Source organism: Leifsonia sp. 71-9 (assembly GCF_001898805.1).
Lineage (GTDB): Bacteria > Actinomycetota > Actinomycetes > Actinomycetales > Microbacteriaceae > Leifsonia.
In genome coordinates, this window is the sequence record NZ_MKVJ01000002.1 from 1 (window position 1) to 16,161 (window position 16,161).

15 protein-coding genes are annotated in these 16,161 nt (G+C 72.4%); 4 read left to right on the plus strand and 11 right to left on the minus strand.

The annotated features are described in order from the left end of the window. The 3 genes from BGO91_RS01705 to BGO91_RS01715 form a co-directional block, all read left to right on the plus strand. The coding region (locus tag BGO91_RS01705; protein ID WP_290471152.1) for a glycine--tRNA ligase at positions 1-720 on the plus strand (720 nt) is incomplete at its 5' end. Between the two features lie 116 nt (positions 721-836). Beyond that, positions 837-3,413 (plus strand): bifunctional lysylphosphatidylglycerol flippase/synthetase MprF, encoded by a 2,577-nt coding sequence (locus BGO91_RS01710; protein ID WP_021757986.1) that lies wholly within the window; start codon positions 837-839, stop codon positions 3,411-3,413. Positions 3,414-3,460: 47 nt separating this feature from the next. Then, positions 3,461-4,519, plus strand: coding sequence for an NAD-dependent epimerase/dehydratase family protein (locus BGO91_RS01715; protein ID WP_290471153.1), 1,059 nt, complete (start codon positions 3,461-3,463; stop codon positions 4,517-4,519). 16 nt (positions 4,520-4,535) lie between these two features. Here the strand turns inward: BGO91_RS01715 and BGO91_RS01720 are convergent, their stop codons facing one another. The 11 genes from BGO91_RS01720 to BGO91_RS01770 form a co-directional block, all read right to left on the minus strand. Further along, positions 4,536-5,441 (minus strand): serine hydrolase, encoded by a 906-nt coding sequence (locus BGO91_RS01720; protein ID WP_290471322.1) that lies wholly within the window; start codon positions 5,439-5,441, stop codon positions 4,536-4,538. 129 nt (positions 5,442-5,570) lie between these two features. Further along, positions 5,571-7,544, minus strand: a complete 1,974-nt coding sequence (locus BGO91_RS01725; protein WP_290471154.1) for a M13-type metalloendopeptidase — start codon at positions 7,542-7,544, stop codon at positions 5,571-5,573. A 16-nt stretch (positions 7,545-7,560) separates the two neighbouring features. Continuing rightward, positions 7,561-7,962, minus strand: a complete 402-nt coding sequence (locus BGO91_RS01730; protein WP_290471155.1) for a hypothetical protein — start codon at positions 7,960-7,962, stop codon at positions 7,561-7,563. 123 nt (positions 7,963-8,085) lie between these two features. Continuing rightward, entirely contained in the window at positions 8,086-8,562 is a 477-nt protein-coding gene (locus tag BGO91_RS01735; protein WP_290471156.1) for a MarR family transcriptional regulator, read from the minus strand. Between the two features lie 9 nt (positions 8,563-8,571). Continuing rightward, on the minus strand, positions 8,572-10,275 hold the full coding sequence (locus tag BGO91_RS01740; RefSeq protein WP_290471157.1) for an ABC transporter permease subunit: 1,704 nt from the start codon (positions 10,273-10,275) through the stop codon (positions 8,572-8,574). Next, on the minus strand, positions 10,272-11,189 hold the full coding sequence (locus BGO91_RS01745; RefSeq protein ID WP_290471158.1) for an ABC transporter ATP-binding protein: 918 nt from the start codon (positions 11,187-11,189) through the stop codon (positions 10,272-10,274). Before BGO91_RS01745 ends, BGO91_RS01740 begins: the two co-directional genes overlap by 4 nt. Before the next feature lie 85 nt (positions 11,190-11,274). Continuing rightward, the gene (locus BGO91_RS01750) at positions 11,275-12,162 is read right to left on the minus strand and encodes a hypothetical protein (protein ID WP_290471159.1); all 888 of its coding nucleotides are present in this window, start codon (positions 12,160-12,162) and stop codon (positions 11,275-11,277) included. Between the two features lie 9 nt (positions 12,163-12,171). Then, a complete protein-coding gene (locus tag BGO91_RS01755; protein ID WP_290471160.1) occupies positions 12,172-12,489 on the minus strand; it encodes a hypothetical protein in 318 nt (105 codons plus the stop codon). Positions 12,490-12,564: 75 nt separating this feature from the next. Further along, complete coding sequence (locus BGO91_RS01760) at positions 12,565-13,332, minus strand: HNH endonuclease family protein (RefSeq protein WP_290471161.1); 768 nt, start codon at positions 13,330-13,332, stop codon at positions 12,565-12,567. Next, positions 13,329-13,940, minus strand: coding sequence for a hypothetical protein (locus BGO91_RS01765; protein WP_290471162.1), 612 nt, complete (start codon positions 13,938-13,940; stop codon positions 13,329-13,331). Before BGO91_RS01765 ends, BGO91_RS01760 begins: the two co-directional genes overlap by 4 nt. Further along, on the minus strand, positions 13,937-14,710 hold the full coding sequence (locus BGO91_RS01770) for an MBL fold metallo-hydrolase (protein WP_290471163.1): 774 nt from the start codon (positions 14,708-14,710) through the stop codon (positions 13,937-13,939). Before BGO91_RS01770 ends, BGO91_RS01765 begins: the two co-directional genes overlap by 4 nt. A 63-nt stretch (positions 14,711-14,773) precedes the next feature. Between BGO91_RS01770 and BGO91_RS01775 the strand changes: the two genes are divergently transcribed. Next, entirely contained in the window at positions 14,774-16,108 is a 1,335-nt protein-coding gene (locus BGO91_RS01775; protein WP_290471164.1) for an MATE family efflux transporter, read from the plus strand. The last annotated feature ends 53 nt before the right edge of the window (positions 16,109-16,161 follow it).

Consider the following 16,161-nt stretch of genomic DNA (forward strand, 5'->3'; position numbering starts at 1 on the left):
ACCGACGAGGAGTGGTTCCAGACCTGGATCGACCTCTGCTGGGACTGGTTCGTCGACCTCGGAATCGACCCGGCCAACATCCGCCGGCTCGAGCACCCGAAGGACAAGCTCGCGCACTACTCGAAGCGCACCATCGACATCGAGTACAAGTTCCAGTTCGCGGGCAGCGAGTGGGGCGAGCTCATGGGCGTCGCCAACCGCACCGACTACGACCTCAAGACCCACATCGAGAACTCCGGCAAGGACCTCAGCTACTTCGACCAGAACAAGAACGAGCGCTACGTGCCGTTCGTGATCGAGCCGTCCTTCGGCCTCACGCGCGCGCTGATGGCCTTCCTGGTCGACGCGTACGACGAGGAGGAGGTGCCGAACGCCAAGGGCGGCACCGACAAGCGCACCGTGCTGCACCTCGACCCGCGCCTCGCGCCGGTCAAGGTCGCCGTGCTGCCGCTCTCGCGCAACGAGGCCCTGTCGCCGCTCGCCCGCTCCCTGGCCGACCGGCTCCGCCAGCGCCGCAACGTCGACTTCGACGACTCGGGCGCGATCGGCCGCCGCTACCGCCGCCAGGACGAGATCGGCACGCCGCTCGCGGTGACGGTCGACTTCGACTCCCTCGAGGACGACGCCGTGACCGTGCGCGACCGCGACACGATGAAGCAGGAGCGCATCCCGCTGGAGGGCCTCGACCGCTACCTCGCCGAGCGCCTGCGCGAGTTCTGAGGCGTCCCGCGGCGACACGCTCCGCCGCGCCTGTCGGGTAGGTGGGCGCGCGTCCCCGGGCCATACTCGTCTTCAGAGATCCGCACGGACCTCCCCGCCGACGACCGGAACCGAGCATGAGCAGCGCACCCACCGCGAACGAGCGACGCGCGGACGCCGACCCGGCGGACCCGCAGCCGGGACGCGGGCGCAGACCTCCGGCCGCCTTCTGGGTCGCGCTCGGCCGGTTCGCCCGCGTGGCCCCGGCGAGCATCGTGCTGGCGCTCGTCGTCATCGCCACCTCCGTCGTGACGGCGACGATGTGGAGCCCCGCGACCGAGAGCGGGACGGCCCTGGTCTGGGCGGCCGGGGTGACGACGACCATCCAGGGCGGGTTCTGGTGGACGCCGCTGACGGCGCTGTTCATACCGGAGAACGCCGTGCAACTGGTCGTGGGCGTGCTCCTGGCGCTCACCCTGATGGCGGTCGCCGAGCGGCTGCTCGGCACGCTGCGCGCGTCGATCGCCTTCGTCGCGACCGGAGTGCTCGGGATCACGATCGGCGTCGTGGGGCAGTGGGCCGCCGCGAGCATCGGCGAGCTGTGGGCCTCGGCCACCGAGTACGACTTCACCCTCGACCCGACCATCGGCATCGTCGGCGCCCTGATCACGGCGAGCGCCTTCGCCTCGGCGCTCTGGCGCCGGCGCATCCGCCTCCTGACGTTCGCGACCCTCCTGGCCTTCGTGCTCTACAACGGCGACCAGAACAACGTGTACCGGCTCTTCGCCGCCCTCCTCGGCCTCGCTCTGGGCGCGCTCCTGCGCGGCGGCCGCATCCAGCGCATCCGGCGCAGCTCGCACGGCGAGACCCGCAACCTCGTCGCGGCGATCGTCGCGATCACGGCCCTCGGACCGCTGGTGGCGCTGCTGCCGCCCGGCGGCCTGGGACCGTTCTCGTTCATCGCCACCCTGTTCCAGCACCAGCAGCTGGACACCGCGAGCGTGCTGCAGCAGTGCGACCAGGTCTACACCTCGAACTGCCGGCTGGAGCTCGCGGTCGTCTCGGTGCAGGGGCTCGGCCCGCTGCTGCTGACGCTGCTGCCCCTGGTCCTGCTGCTGGTGACCGCGATCGGCCTGCGCCGCGGGCGGCACTTCGCGCTCATCCTGGGCATCGTGGTGAACGCCGGGATGATGGTCCTGCCCTTCACGGCCCTCCCCGACGGCGACCTGCGCATCGACGTGGACGGCATCGACGCCCTCGCCCCCGCGATCGAGGCGCTCGCCTGGCTGCTGGCCGTCGTCGTGGTGCCGCTGGCCTCGATCATCCTGCTGCTGCTCACCCGCCGGCAGTTCCAGATCCGTGCACCCCGGGAGGCCGTGGTGCGGTTCACGCTGCTCGCGGTCTCCTCGTTCGTGCTGCTGGGCGTGGCGTACCTCGTCGCCGCGCTGGCCTCCCTGGTCGAGTTCGTGCCGGACGCGACGATCGGCGACGTCTTCGCCTCCACCCTCCGGCGGTTCGTGCCGTCCGGTTTCGAGTCGGTGCTCGGGCAGGTCATCGTGCCCACCACGCCGATCGTCATCGTGCTCTACCAGTGGGTCGGTCCGGTGTTCTGGCTGATCTTCGTGCTCGCCACGCTGCGGCTCTACCGCGCCACGTCGACCGGGCGCACCGTCGGCGACGAGCTGCACTTCCGCGAGCTGCTGCGGGCGGGCGGAGGCGGCACGCTCGGCTTCATGGGCACCTGGCCGGGCAACGTCTACTGGTTCAGCGAGGAGAACGACGCCGCGGTCGCCTACCGGGTGATCAACGGCATCGCCATCACCCTCTCCGACCCGGTGTGCCGGCCGGAGCGGGCCGAGCGCACGATCATCGAGTTCATCGGGTTCTGCGACGCGAACGGCTGGACGCCGGTCTTCTACAGCGTCCACGGGGAGTACCTGCCGGTCTTCGAGTCGCTGGGCTGGCAGTCCGTCTCCGTGGGCGAGGAGACGCTCATGCACCCGCAGACCTTCGACATGCAGGGCAAGCCGTGGCAGAAGGTGCGCCAGGCCCACAACCGCGGTCTCAAGGAGGGCATCACGACGGTGTGGTCCACCTGGGACGACCTGCCCCCGCTCTACCAGACCCAGATCGCCGCGATCAGCGAGCAGTGGGTGGCCGAGAAGGAGCTGCCCGAGATGGGCTTCACCCTCGGCGGGATGGCCGAGCTCAAGGATCCGGACGTGCAGCTCTACCTCGCGTTCGACCCGTCCGGAGCACTCCAGGCGGTCACCAGCTGGATGCCCAGCTGGCGCGACGGCCGGGTGGTCGCCTACACGATCGACTTCATGCGCCGGGCCGACGGCAGCATCCCGGGCATCATGGAGTTCATCATCGCGTCGGCCGCCCTGCGCATGAGGGAGGAGGGCGTGGAGGTGCTGAGCCTGTCGGGCGCACCCCTCGCCAGCAAGCCGGTGGCGCCCGGTGAGGAGCCCGGAGAGCCCGACACCATGGACCGGCTCCTCGGCTTTCTCGCGAAGACGCTGGAGCCCGCGTACGGCTTCGCGTCGCTGTTCAAGTTCAAGAGCAAGTTCAACCCGACGTACGAGACCATCTACATGACGTACGCGGACCCGCTGGCCCTGCCGGCGATCGGCAGCGCCATCGGCAAGGCGTACCTGCCCGACGCCAACGCACGCGAGTACGTGGCGCTGGCGCGCACCCTTCTTCGCTGACGGCAGACACCGCCGCCCCTTCCCCGGTCCCGGCGTACGGTGGGGCCATGTCGGACACCACGCGCACGGCCATGCTCATCGGCGGCACCGGGCAGATCGGCTCCGCCGTCGCCAGGCGGCTCGCGGCGGACGGCTGGTCCGTCCTCGTCGCGCACCGGGGCGAGCACCACGGCGACACCGAGCTGTCGGAGCTGGACGTCACCAGCATCCGGCTCGACCGCGACGACACCGACGCGCTCATCGAGCGGGCGCGCGGCCACGACCTCGTGCTCGACACGGTGGCGTACGAGCCCCGTCACGGCGAGCAGCTCGCCCGGCTCGCCGGGGAGGTGGGCTCGCTCGTCGTGATCTCCACCGGGTCGGTCTACACCGGCCGCGACGGCGGCTACCTCGACATCGTGACCGGCCCCGACGACTTCCCCGACTATCCCGTGCCGCTGCGCGAGACCGACCCCACGGTCGACAACGCCGAGCGCACCTACTCGCCCCTCAAGGCCGCGCTGGAGCGCACCCTGCTCGCCGTCGACGACCTGCCGGTCAGCATCCTGCGCCCCGGCGCCGTGTACGGGCCGTTCAGCCCCGCGCTGCGGGAGTGGTACTTCATCAAGCGCGCGCTCGACGGCCGCGACCGCGTCGTGCTCTCCGACGACGGCGCCAACCGGTTCAGCACCTCCTCGACCGTCAACATCGCCGAACTGGTGGCTCTGTGCGCCGACCAGCCGGGCAAGCGCGTCCTGAACGCCGTCGACACGGACGACCTCAGCGTCGCGGACATCGCCGGAGCCGTCTACCGCGCGCTCGACCGCGACCTGGAGGTCGTCGCCTTCCCCGGCCCGCCCGTGGACGGGGTCGGCAGCACGCCCTGGACCGTCGGGCATCCCCTGCTCCTCAGCATGGCCGGCGCCGCGGTCGAGGTCGGCTACCGCCAGCAGGTGCACTACGAGGAGGCCGTCGCGGCCGCCGTCGACTGGGCTGTGCGCGAGGTGAAGGCGGCGGAGCTGCGCCAGGAGGACTGGACCGCGGCGTTCCCGGGGCTCGCGAAGCGGGCGGAGGCCGACCGGTGGTTCGACTACGCGGCCGAGGACGCGTTCGTGGCGGCACGCTGAGCCGCCACGGCGGTGCTCAGAACACGTACTCCAGCAGGTCGATGCCGACCGTGCGCATGCCTTCGATGACCGCGAGGCGCTCGGGCAGCTCGGTGTCGTCGAAGTAGGTCGAGACCGCGTAGGTCACACCGGCGTTCGGGCCACGCAGCACGCCGACCTCGCTGCGCACCCCGGCGTCGATGCCGGTCTTGTTGACGAGCAGGATGCCGTGCTCCGCGTGGCGGTGCGAGTGCGGGTCGAGCCCGAACGCGCTCGAGACCAGCGAGAAGTCGCTGTTCAGGGAGAGCCAGGAGATGACGCGCTGGCTGGTGGCCGCATCCACGACCTCCCCGCGCGCGAGCGCCGAGAACAGCCAGGTGAGCTCGTTGGCGCTGCCGACGGAGAGCTGCGGGGCGTCGTCCGGTCCGCGGTGGTCGCGGGCGAGGTCGAGCAGGCCCGTGCGGGTGAGGCCGAGCGCCTCGGTGCGGGCGCTGACGGCCTCCAGACCCACGCGGCGCAGGAGCACGTTCGTGGCGAGGTTGTCGCTGGAGGCGCCGACGAGGGCCGCGAGATCGGCGACCGGCAGGGCTGGGACCTGGAGGTGCTGCCAGATGCCGGAATCGCCGGCGGCGTCCTTCGGCAGACGGTCGAGCTGCACGAGCGGGCTGAGCTGGCCCGACTCCAGGCGCGCCGCCACCTCCACGAGCAGGAGCACCTTGCCGATGCTCGCCGTCGGCATGACGACGTGGTCGTCGACCGAGAAGAGCACGGCCCCCGTGCTGAGATCCGTCGCACGGGCCGAGACCTGCACGCCCTGGAGGGCGAGCTGGCCCAGGCTGTTGAAGCTGCGCGCGAAGGCGTCGTCCGGTGCGGCCGGCCCGCGGTGGCGGGCACGGCGGGCCGTGGCATGGCGCCGGCGGCGCTCGGACTCCTGGGTCTGCATCGTCACGTGGTTCGGGTCTCTCCTGCGAGCGTTCTTCGGGTGCGCGCGGTCCCCCCGAACACGCGTGGGGTCGATGCTACCCCGATCGGGGGCCACGTGCGTCGCCGATCGCGACGCACGCGGCGCACCTCACCAGATCGTGACGCGGGACTCCGGGTCGAGCCAGAGCGCATCGCCCTCCGTGACGCCGAACGTGTCGTAGAACGCGTCGATGTTGCGCACGATCTGGTTGCACCGGAACTCGTTGGGCGAGTGCGGGTCGATCGCGAGCAGGCGGATCACCTCGGCGTCCCGGCCCTTCTGCTGCCACGCCTGCGCCCAGGAGAGGAAGAACCGCTCGGCGCCGGTGAGCCCGTCGACCACCGGAGGCTCCTGGCCGTCGAGCGACAGCAGGTACGCCTTCCAGGCGATGCCGAGGCCGCCCAGGTCGCCGATGTTCTCGCCGATGGTGAGCGCGCCGTTCACGTGGTGGTCGGGCACCTGCTCGGGGGCGAGCGCGTTGTACTGCTCGATCAGGCTGGCCGTGCGCTTCTCGAACGCGGCGCGGTCGGCGGCCGTCCACCAGTCCTGGAGCCGGCCGTCGCCGTCGAACTTCGAGCCCTGGTCGTCGAAGCCGTGACCGATCTCGTGCCCGATGACCGCGCCGATCGCGCCGTAGTTGGCGGCCGCATCCCGGCCCGCGTCGAAGAACGGGTACTGCAGGATGGCGGCAGGGAAGACGATCTCGTTGAAGCCGGGGTTGTAGTACGCGTTGATCGTCTGCGGGGTCATGAACCACTCGTCGCGGTCCAGCGGCTTGCCGATCTTGCCCAGCTCGCGGTCGAACTCGAACAGCGCGGCGGCGCGCACGTTGCCGACGAGGTCCGTCGGGTCGATCTGCAGGGCCGAGTAGTCGCGCCACTTCACCGGGTAGCCGATCTTGGGCGTGAACTTCTCGAGCTTGTCGAGGGCGCGGTCGCGGGTGTCCTCGCCCATCCATTCGAGGGTGCGGATGCTCTGCCGGTAGGCCTCGATGAGGTTCGCGACCAGGGCGTCCATCGCGTGCTTCGCGGCGGGCGGGAAGTGCTTCTCGACGTAGATGCGGCCGACGGCCTCCCCCATCGCGCCCTCCACCAGCGAGACGCCGCGCTTCCAGCGGGCCCGCATCTGCGGCGTGCCGGTGAGGGTGCGGCCGTAGAAGTCGAAGTTCGCGTCGACGAAGTCGCCCGGGAGGTACGGGGCCGCACCGTGGATGATCTGCCACGCGAGCCAGTCCTTCCACGCGTCCAGGCGGGACTCGGTGAGCAGACCGGCGAGGCCGGAGGTGAACGACGGCTGACGCAGCACGACCTCGGCGAGCGCACCCTCCGGAGCGCCCAGGGCGGTGGCCCACACGTCGAGGCTCGCCGCGGGGTCGCCGGCGCCTCCCGAGAACAGCGCGTCGGCGTCGGCCCAGCTGTAGAGGTTGTAGGTCTTCTCGGAGTCGCGGGAGGTCACGTTGTCCCAGTGCTGGGCCGCGATCTCGGTCTCGAGGTCGAAGACGCGCTGCGCGCGCTCCGGGGCGCCCTCCAGCCCGGCCAGCTCGAACAGGCGCTGGATGTGCGCGACGAACGCCTCGCGGATGGGGGCGAAGCGCTCCTCGCGGAAGTAGGACTCGTCGGGCAGCGAGATGCCGCCCTGCTCGGCGAACACCAGGTAGCGCTCGGGGTCGCCCGGGTCGTTGTCGACGAACAGCTGGTAGAAGCCGCCGACGCCGTGGCGCTCCAGCTTGCCGAGGGTCTGCAGCAGCTCGGTGACCGAGCTCACGTCGCTCGCGAGGGCGAGCTGCGCCTCGATCGGGCGGATGCCGAGCGCGTCCACGCGCTCCTCGTCCATGAAGCTCGCGAACAGGTCGCCGAACTTGCGCTCCTCGGTGCCCTCAGGCGCCGTCTGCGCGGCTTCGATGATCTCGCGCACCGCCGCCTCCGACTGCTCGGCGAGGACCATGAACGAGCCCCAGCGGGCCTTGTCGTCGGGGATCTCGGTGCGGGCGATCCACTTGCCGTTCACGTGGCGGAACAGGTCGTCCTGCGGGCGGATCGTGGGGTCGAGTTCGTCGGAGGCGATACCGGAGGCGAGCGTCATGCCCCCAGCCTACGGCTCAGGCCGGGACGCGGGCCAGGGCGCGCAACCGGCTGGCCGAGGTGAGGAAGAGCGCCGCGAGCCCGGCCTGCGCGAGGATCGACACCCAGCCGGAGAGGCTCCCGTAACCGGCGACCGAGAACACCGCGTTCGCCAGCGCCGACACCGCGTAGACGGCGCCGAGCACGGCCGACAGCAGCCACCGGTTCGTCATCCGCCACCAGGGCCGTGCAACCTCCGGCGACTCCCCGGGACCCCGGAACATCCGGGTGGCGAGATACCAGCCGAGCACCTGCAGCACGGTCAGGATGACGGACCCGACCTCCGAGTGCAGCGCGTCGAAGAGGAGGACGAGCACGATGTCGACCGCGACCAGGACGGCGATGACGATCGCCTTCTGCGTGGGCGTGGTGAAGCGCATGGGTCCCCCTGGCGGTGCGTGTGGTGCGTGGTGCGTGCGGTGCGGTGGTGCGGTGGTGCTCGGAGCCTGGTGATGCTCCACGCCCAGTCTCGCCGACGAACGGCCCGGGGCTGTGGAGGCGGATCAGCGTGGGGCGGAACCGGCCCGCAGGCTCTCCCACTCGGCGATCATCTCGGGCAGGCGGCTCTGGAGGAAGCGGTAGAAGCCCGCCATGTCGCGCAGACGCTCGGTGGCCGGCGAGTCCGGGTCGCCGACGGCGGCGAGGCCGAGGTCGGCCTGGTCGGCGAGGGCGGCGTAGATCGGGCTGTTGCGGACCATGAGCGCGTACCAGTCGGACGGCAGCTCGTAGCGGTCGCGGCGGCTGGTGGACTGCGAGACGCGGCGGATGATGCCGAGCGTCTGGAGGTAGCGGACGGCGCCCGAGATCGCGGCGGCGCTCGCGGAGAGGGTCTCTGCGAGCTCGGCGGCGGTGAGGCCCGGCTGCTCGGTGACCGTGAGCGCCATCAGCACGCGGGCCGGCATCTTGGGGAAGCCGGCCGCGGTGAGGATCGCCGACGAGTGCTCCCGCACATCGCCGAGCGCGATCGGGTCCTTCGCCATGCCTGCTCCCTATCCGATCGCGACGTCTCGGCGGCGGATGAGCGCCGCCGCAGCGGCCAGGGCGACGACCGCGATGCCGAGCATCCAGTATCCCCCGGTCCAGTCCACGTGGCCGACGACGACCGGGACGTCGGCGAACGGCGAGAGGTGACGGATCGGGTCGGGCAGGTCGATCAGGCCGCCGAAGATGCCGATGAAGGCGCCGAGGCCGAGCGTCGCCCAGCCGACCGCGACGGTCCAGCTCGGCAGGAGCACGAAGACGAGCGTGAGGACCCCGAGGTAGACGAGCGCGACCGGGAGCTGCGCCGACGCCGCGACGAACGAGTCGCCGATACGGGCCGCGTCCTCCCCCGCCGCGACTGCCGAGAGCCCCGACGCGAGCGCCGCCGCGACGAGCACGAGCAGCACCGCGACGATGCCGACGACGACGAATCCGAAGAGCCAGCGGACCCGCGACACGGGCGTCGTGAGCATGACCTCCGCGGTTCCCGCCGCCTCCTCCTGCCGCAGCCGGATGACGGCCTGCACGGCGCACGCCGCCGCGAGCACGCCGACGATCGAGAAGATCGCCGCGATGAAGAGCTGCGTGAGCGGACCGCTGCCGCCCGCGCCGATCCGGCCGATGGCGGAGCGGATGTCGGAGAGGTTCGGGTCGTTCGCGATCGAGCTGCTGACCACGCTGCCGAGGGCGCCCGCCAGCGCACCGGTCGCGGCGCCGCCGATCGTCCAGCCGAGGATGGTGGGCCACTGCAGCCGCCAGGCGAGACCGAGGGGACCGCGCAGGGTGGGCAGCGCATCCCGTCGGCCCGCGCGCTCCGGGATGACGCCGGCGCCGGAGTCGCGCACGGTCTGGATCCAGAAGGTCACGGCGATCAGCACCGCGGCGAAGCCGAGCTGCAGCAGCAGCGGCCACCAGTCCGCGCCCGAGTACGGCGAGAACTGCTCGCCCCAGCCGATCGGGCTCAGCCAGCTGATCCAGCCCGTCACCATGTGGGTGCCGTCGCCCGTCGTCCGACCCGTCGCGTCGCCGATGCCGCGCAGCACGTACGCGACCACGACGAGGGCGGCGGCGAACCCGTTGGCGCCGCGGGAGGTGCTCATGATCTGCGCGAGCAGCAGACCGACCGCGACGAAGGCGATCCCGACGCCGCCGACGGCCGCGCCCGCCGCGAGGGATCCGCCCGCCGGCAGCCCCGCCGCGATGAATCCCAGAGCGGTCACGAGGGCGAGGGCGACGTTCGCGAGCACGCCGTGCACGACGGTCGCGACCGTGGGCAGCAGACGCCCGGCCGGCGTCGAGCCGACGAGCTCGGCGCGGCCCGACTCCTCCTCCGCGCGCGAGTGCCGCACGGCGAGGAACGTGCTCATCAGACCGGCGAGCAGGGCGAGGAAGGTGAAGATCTCGAAGAAGGTGACCGCGGCGAGCCCGGTGCCGTCGGGCAGGCCGCGCAGCAGCAGCACGGTCGGGTTGGCGATCGCGAGGCGCAGGAGCTCGGCGCGGCTGGCCTCGTCCCCGTAGGTCTGCTTGATGGCCGCCGCCGAGAACAGGGCCAGGACCGCGATGCTGACGAGCCAGATGACCAGCTGCCAGCGGTCGCGGCGCAGACGCTGGCGGAGCAGCGCGCCCAGCGTTCCTCCCGCACCACCGGAACGGGCGGGCGAGGCGGCGGCGTGATGACCGGCCGGGCGGCCGGTCGCGGTGGTGGCGCTCATCGCGGCGTCGCCTCCTCGGCGTCGTAGTGCCGGAGGAACAGCTCCTCCAGCGACGGCGGCGCGACCGTCAGGCTCTTCGCATCCAGTGCGGCCAGGGCGGTGAGCACCGGCGGGAGCGCGTCACTGTCGGCCGTGAAGGTCACGCGACCGTTCTGGACCCGCAGGTCGTGCGCGTCCGGGATGCTCGCCAGCGCCGCCTCCGCGACGCCGTCGGCCGCGAACGAGACCTCGGTGCGCGTCAGGTGCCGCAGCTGGCCGAGCGTTCCGGTCTCGACCGTCTTACCCGCGCGGATGATGCTGACGCGGTCGCAGAGCTGCTCGACCTCGGAGAGGATGTGGCTCGAGAGCAGCACGGTCGCGCCCTCCCGGGCGATGCGCGCGATCTCGGCGTCGAACGTCGCCTCCATCAGCGGGTCGAGACCGCTGGTCGGCTCGTCGAGGATGTAGAGGTCGGCGGGGGTGGCGAACGCCGCGACCAGGGCGACCTTCTGCCGGTTGCCCTTGGAGTAGGCGCGCCCCTTCTTGGTCGGATCGAGCTGGAAGACGTCGATCAGCCGCTTCTTGCGCTCGGCGTAGGCGGCCCGATCGGCCGAGCCTCCGCGCAGCCGGGAGAGCAGATCGATGGCCTCCCCGCCGGAGAGGTTCGGCCAGAGGTTCACGTCGCCCGGCACGTACGCGATGCGGCGGTGGAGGTCCACCGCGTCCGTCCAGGGGTCGCGTCCGAACACGGTCGCGCTGCCGCCCGACGAGCGGGCGAGGCCGAGCAGGATGCGGATGGTGGTCGACTTGCCCGCGCCGTTCGGGCCGAGGAAGCCGTGCACCTCTCCCGCGGCGACGGAGAGGTCCAGCCCGTCGAGGGCGCGCACGCGCCCGAACCGCTTCTCGAGGCCGGAGGCCTCAATCACTGTGTCCATGCGCGGGACTCTACGCTTTTCAGTAATTTGTGAAAAATTCTTACGAGATCCTTACGGCCGATCCGCTGCCGACGCGTCGGCCGTCTCAGGTGCCGCAGTCGATGGCGTCGATGCTCGCGTACTGCATGTCCGACGCCTCGTAGGGCACCGAGTAGACGTGCGGCTGTCCCGCCTCGAGCGCGACCGTGTCGGTGAAGTGCTCCTGGGCGGGTCCACTCTCCTCATCGCTGAAGCCGACGGTCACGCTGGCGGCCGGGCAGTCGCGCGGCGAGGTGAGCGTGAAGTCCCAGTCCTCGCCGTCGTACTCGACCTGCACGCCGTCGACGACGTACGACCCCGAGGCCGGGTCGCTGTAGCCGCCACCGGCGTCCGTGTACGGATCCTGCGACCGGACGGAGCCCACGATCGCGACGACCGCCACCAGCACCACGACGAGCAGCACCGCGAAACCGCCGAGCACCCAGCCGATGATCGCCCCGGTGGAGGGACCGCGGCGCAGGGGTGCGTAGGCGGGGTACGGCTGCGGTGCGTAGCCGGGATGCGGGGTCGCGGGGTACGAGGGCTGCGGGTAGGGGTGCTGCTGTGGGTACAGCGGCTGCGGCTGCGCGTACGGATGTTGCTGCGGGTACGGCGGCTGCTGCGGGTACGGCGGCTGCTGCGGATGCGGCTGTCCGTGAGGCGGCGCGGCCTGCTGCGGATAGGACTGCCCCTGCTGCGGGTACGACTGCCCCTGCGGAGAGTGCGGCTGCGTCGCGGGCGCCGCCTGCTGGCCCAGCGGCGCTCCGGGCACGCCCGGAGCCTGCCACCGCGAGGCCGCGACCAGCGCATCGCGGGCGGCGGTGAGGCGGTCACGGGTCTCGACATCGGCGTCGGGCACGGCGTTCAGCCGTGCGAGGTAGGCGCTCTCGACGTCGGGGGAGGCGGCGGACGGGCTCACTCCGAGGAGCGCCGCGGCCTCGACAGGGCTCAGCATGGCTCGATGCTAGTGCTCGGGATGGAGCAGCGACCCGCGCCGCGCGACCACGATCCCGACGGCGACGACGGCCGCACCGATGACGGCGACGGCGATCCCGATCCAGAGGCCGGCGTAGTCCGGTGCGAGCACGCGCTGGGTGAACTGCGTGTACTGGTGGACCGGAAGCGTGGGCATGGTGTCGGTGAACGTCGACGGGTGGTCGATGGACGACTTCACCACGAGTGCGCGCACCGCGCCCCCGATCACCAACGCCGCACCGAGCCCCAGCAGGAGCAGGACGGCGGCGGGGCTCCAGCGCCCGCGGGCACGAGGCGCATCGGTCATGAGACGAAGCTAGACGATCGGCCGGGCCAGGCGCATCCCCGAAAAGTCACATCCCGCCCGCATGGAACCGCGCACTCAGCAGGCCGCGAGGATGCGGTCGAGCGCCGCCCGCTCGGCGGGCACGACCCAGAGGCCGTAGGCCGACTTCACCGCGACCTGCCGCGCCGCGTAGGTGCAGCGGTAGGCCTTCGCGGGTGGCAGCCAGGTGGCGGCGTCCCCCGCCCCCTTCTGCTGGTTGGTCGGGCCGTCGACGGCGATGAGGTTGAGCGGGTCGTTGGCGAGCCGCACGCGGTCCTCCTGGGTGAGCGTCTGCGCGCCCGTGCGCCACGCATCCATCAGCGCCACGACGTGGTCGATCTGCACCCGCGCCGAGGTATCGGCACCGCGCTCGAACGCGATCCGGGTGCCGGTGTAGGGATCGTCGAGCGTGCCTGAGAGCACCGTGCAGCTGCCCCGGCGCACGACATCGGCGAGGTCGCGGGCGAGGATGTCGTCGCGGGTGCCGCAGCCGTTGCCGTCGACGTCCAGCCACGCCTCGCCGAACCGTGCGACGCGGTCGTAGCCGGTCTTCGGCGCGCTGCCCTTGACGGGCAGGGCGGTGAGCAGGGCGCGGGCCTCCGCCGCCGTCGGGACGCCGGCATCCCGTGCACCCGCCGCGGGAGGCAGGTCCTCGCTGGTCGCGCCCGCAGACGGGGTCGCCTCCGGGTCGAGCGCGCCCGCGCCATCCGCGCCTCCTGCCCCTCCGCCGGACACCACCGCGTAGCCGCAGAGCGCGAGCACGGCGGCGAGCGCCATCCCCGCCAGGGTCGTCACGAGCCGGGCGGGGGAACGCCTCCGCGTCACCGGATGCTGTCGCTCGGGATGCCGCGGTGCAGCCCGCGTCCGCCCAGGTGCACGCCCGGGCGCTCACTGGTGGAGATCTCGCCGAGTTCGCGCATCACCCGGCCGTAGTACGGGCTGGCGGTGGAGTTGCGGTACGCGCCCGGGTGCAGGTCGGCCTCATTGCGGAGGCGGATCTCGGCCCGCGCGGCCTCGACCGGGTCGATGATCTTGGCGCCGTTGCGGTAGCGGATGAGCCGGTGCACCCACTGGTCGAGCATCTCGGGCAGGCCGGAGGGGACACGGTCGTGCTCGGCCGCGAGGGAGACCCGGCCGCGGTCGGTCGACGCGATCGGCGCGTCGTCGCCCTCGCGGCGGCGACGCTCCGTCGAGAGCACGGAGAGCAGGTCGTCGCGGCGGTTCTGCTGCTGGGCGAGCACCTGCAGCGCGTCGAGCGCGGCGGTGTACTCCTCGTCGTAGTCGGCGTAGGCCTCCGGCTGGGCTGCGCGGTCGTTGACGAGGTCGGACCGGGCGGTGGACGCCTGCGAGCGGCTCAGGATGGTGCGCCCGCTGCGCACGCGCTCCAGACGCCAGGTCCAGGTGGCGAGGAGCTGCGGCATGAGGGTGCTCATGTGTCCACTGTAGGAAGGACCACCGACATCGGCGACCCCGACACGACCGCGGCCTCCACCGGGCCGTCGAAGCGCGCGGACGCGCGGCGCACGGCCTCCGCGGCGTCGAGCCCCAGCGCGAGGTGCGTCAGCAGCAGGCGCCGCGCCCCGGACCGCTGGGCCAGCTCTCCGGCCTCCTCCGGAGTGAGGTGCACGGGAGGCTCGCCGGGCTCGCGCCGGTCGGTCCCGGCCTCGCTCACCAGCAGATCGCAGCCGCGCGCGAGCTGGTCGAGGGCGGCGCACGGAGCGGAGTCGCCGGTGTAGACGAGGGACGCTCCGCCCGCCTCCACCCGCAGCGCGAACGCGGGGACGTCGTGCCGCACGGCCGCCCAGCGGAGGTCCATCCCGCCGAACCTCCGCCTCCCGCCGTCGCCCAGCGCGTCGAAGGCGAAGACCCGGTCGAGCTCGGGACCGGAGGCCGGGCCGAGGAACCCGGTCAGCCTCCCGCGCACCTCCTCCGGCGCCAGGACGGTGACGGCCGCGGGAGCGCCCACGTGGCCGTACCGGTACGCGTAGAAGGTGGGCAGCAGGTCCGCCGCGTGGTCGGCGTGCCCGTGCGAGATCCAGACGGCCGACACGTCGGCGAGCGCGAGGTGTCGCTGAAGCTCGGCGAGGGTGCCCGGACCGGCGTCGACCCAGACGGAGACGGCGCCGTGCTCGACCAGCATCCCGGTGCACGGCGCGCCCGGCACGGGATAGTGACTGGAGACGCCGAGGGTGGTGAGCCGCATCCGGCGATCGTAGCGGGCGCCCCGGGCCGTGTGTCGGCGTTCCGCGCTACCGTTGACCTCGCCGTGAAAGCCCTCCTCCGCCGCCCGGTCGACCGGGAGATCCTCCGCCTCGCCGTCCCCGCGCTCGGGTCGCTGATCGCGGAGCCCGTCTTCCTGCTCGCCGACTCGGCGATGGTCGGGCACCTGGGCGTCGCCCCGCTCGCCGGGCTCGGCATCGCCAGCGCGGTGCTACAGACGATCGTCGGGCTGATGGTGTTCCTGGCGTACTCCACGACGCCCGCCGTCGCCCGCCGGCTCGGCGCCGGGGACGAACGCGGTGCGGTCGCAGCGGGTGTCGACGGCACGTGGCTGGCGCTGGGTCTCGGCGTGGTGCTCGCGGCGGCGGGATGGTTCGCGGCCCCGGCGCTCGTGGGTCTCTTCGGCGCCTCCGCCGAGATCTCCGCGCAGGCGACGCGCTATCTCGAGCTCTCGATGCTCGGGCTGCCGGCCATGCTGATCGTCTTCGCCGCCACCGGTCTGCTGCGCGGCCTCCAGGACACGCGCACGCCCCTGGCGGTCGCCGTCGCCGGGTTCGCCGCCAACATCGTCCTCAACTACCTCTTCATCTACGTCGCCGGCTGGGGCATCGCGGGATCGGCCGCGGGCACCGTCGCCGCCCAATGGGGCATGGTGCTGGTCTACGTGATCGTCGTGGCGCGGCACGCGCGGCGGGTGGGCGCGCCGCTCCTCCCCCACCACTCCGGGATCGGCCGGAGCGCGCGGGCGGGCGGCTGGCTGCTGCTGCGCACCGCGAGCCTGCGCGCCGCCATGCTGCTCGCGGTGTTCGCGGCCACCCGGCTCGGCCCGGACGAGCTGGCGGCGTTCCAGGTGACGATGACGATCTTCGCCACCCTCGCCTTCGCGCTCGACGCCCTCGCGATCGCCGCGCAGGCGCTGATCGGCAAGGGACTCGGCGCGGGCAACCTCGAGCAGGTGCGCGCCGTCCTGCGCCGCTGCCTGCAGTGGGGCGTCGGCGCGGGCGTCGTGCTCGGAGCGGTGACCGTGCTGCTCAGCCCCGTCGCCGCCGGGCTGTTCACGAGCGACGCGACCGTCGCCTCCCTGCTCCCGGTCGGCCTGGCCCTCGTCGGGATCAGCGCGCCGCTCGGCGGGTACGTGTTCGTGCTCGACGGGGTGCTGATCGGCGCGGGTGACGCCCGCTACCTGGCGCTCACCGGGATCGCGAACGTCGCCGTGTTCGTGCCGCTCGCCCTCGCGGTGGTCGCCTGGGGCGGCCACGATGCGGCCGAGCTGGCGTGGCTGACCGCGGCGTTCGTGTTCGGGTACCTGGGGGCGCGTGCGGTCACGCTCGGGCTCCGTGCGCGCGGGCGGGTGTGGATGCGCGCGGGGGCGGAGTTGTAGCGGGGGCAGAGGTGTAGTGGGCCCAGGGTCAGGCCGGCCGGTCTGGCGCCGCA

Excerpts from the sequence above, each read along its gene's own strand:
- BGO91_RS01710 (WP_021757986.1), top strand. The coding sequence starts at position 837 with ATGAGCAGCGCACCCACCGCGAACGAGCGACGCGCGGACGCCGACCCG.
- BGO91_RS01715 (WP_290471153.1), top strand. The coding sequence starts at position 3,461 with ATGTCGGACACCACGCGCACGGCCATGCTCATCGGCGGCACCGGGCAG.
- BGO91_RS01720 (WP_290471322.1), bottom strand. The coding sequence starts at position 5,441 with ATGCAGACCCAGGAGTCCGAGCGCCGCCGGCGCCATGCCACGGCCCGC.
- BGO91_RS01725 (WP_290471154.1), bottom strand. The coding sequence starts at position 7,544 with ATGACGCTCGCCTCCGGTATCGCCTCCGACGAACTCGACCCCACGATC.
- BGO91_RS01730 (WP_290471155.1), bottom strand. The coding sequence starts at position 7,962 with ATGCGCTTCACCACGCCCACGCAGAAGGCGATCGTCATCGCCGTCCTG.
- BGO91_RS01735 (WP_290471156.1), bottom strand. The coding sequence starts at position 8,562 with ATGGCGAAGGACCCGATCGCGCTCGGCGATGTGCGGGAGCACTCGTCG.
- BGO91_RS01740 (WP_290471157.1), bottom strand. The coding sequence starts at position 10,275 with ATGAGCGCCACCACCGCGACCGGCCGCCCGGCCGGTCATCACGCCGCC.
- BGO91_RS01745 (WP_290471158.1), bottom strand. The coding sequence starts at position 11,189 with ATGGACACAGTGATTGAGGCCTCCGGCCTCGAGAAGCGGTTCGGGCGC.
- BGO91_RS01750 (WP_290471159.1), bottom strand. The coding sequence starts at position 12,162 with ATGCTGAGCCCTGTCGAGGCCGCGGCGCTCCTCGGAGTGAGCCCGTCC.
- BGO91_RS01755 (WP_290471160.1), bottom strand. The coding sequence starts at position 12,489 with ATGACCGATGCGCCTCGTGCCCGCGGGCGCTGGAGCCCCGCCGCCGTC.
- BGO91_RS01765 (WP_290471162.1), bottom strand. The coding sequence starts at position 13,940 with ATGAGCACCCTCATGCCGCAGCTCCTCGCCACCTGGACCTGGCGTCTG.
- BGO91_RS01770 (WP_290471163.1), bottom strand. The coding sequence starts at position 14,710 with ATGCGGCTCACCACCCTCGGCGTCTCCAGTCACTATCCCGTGCCGGGC.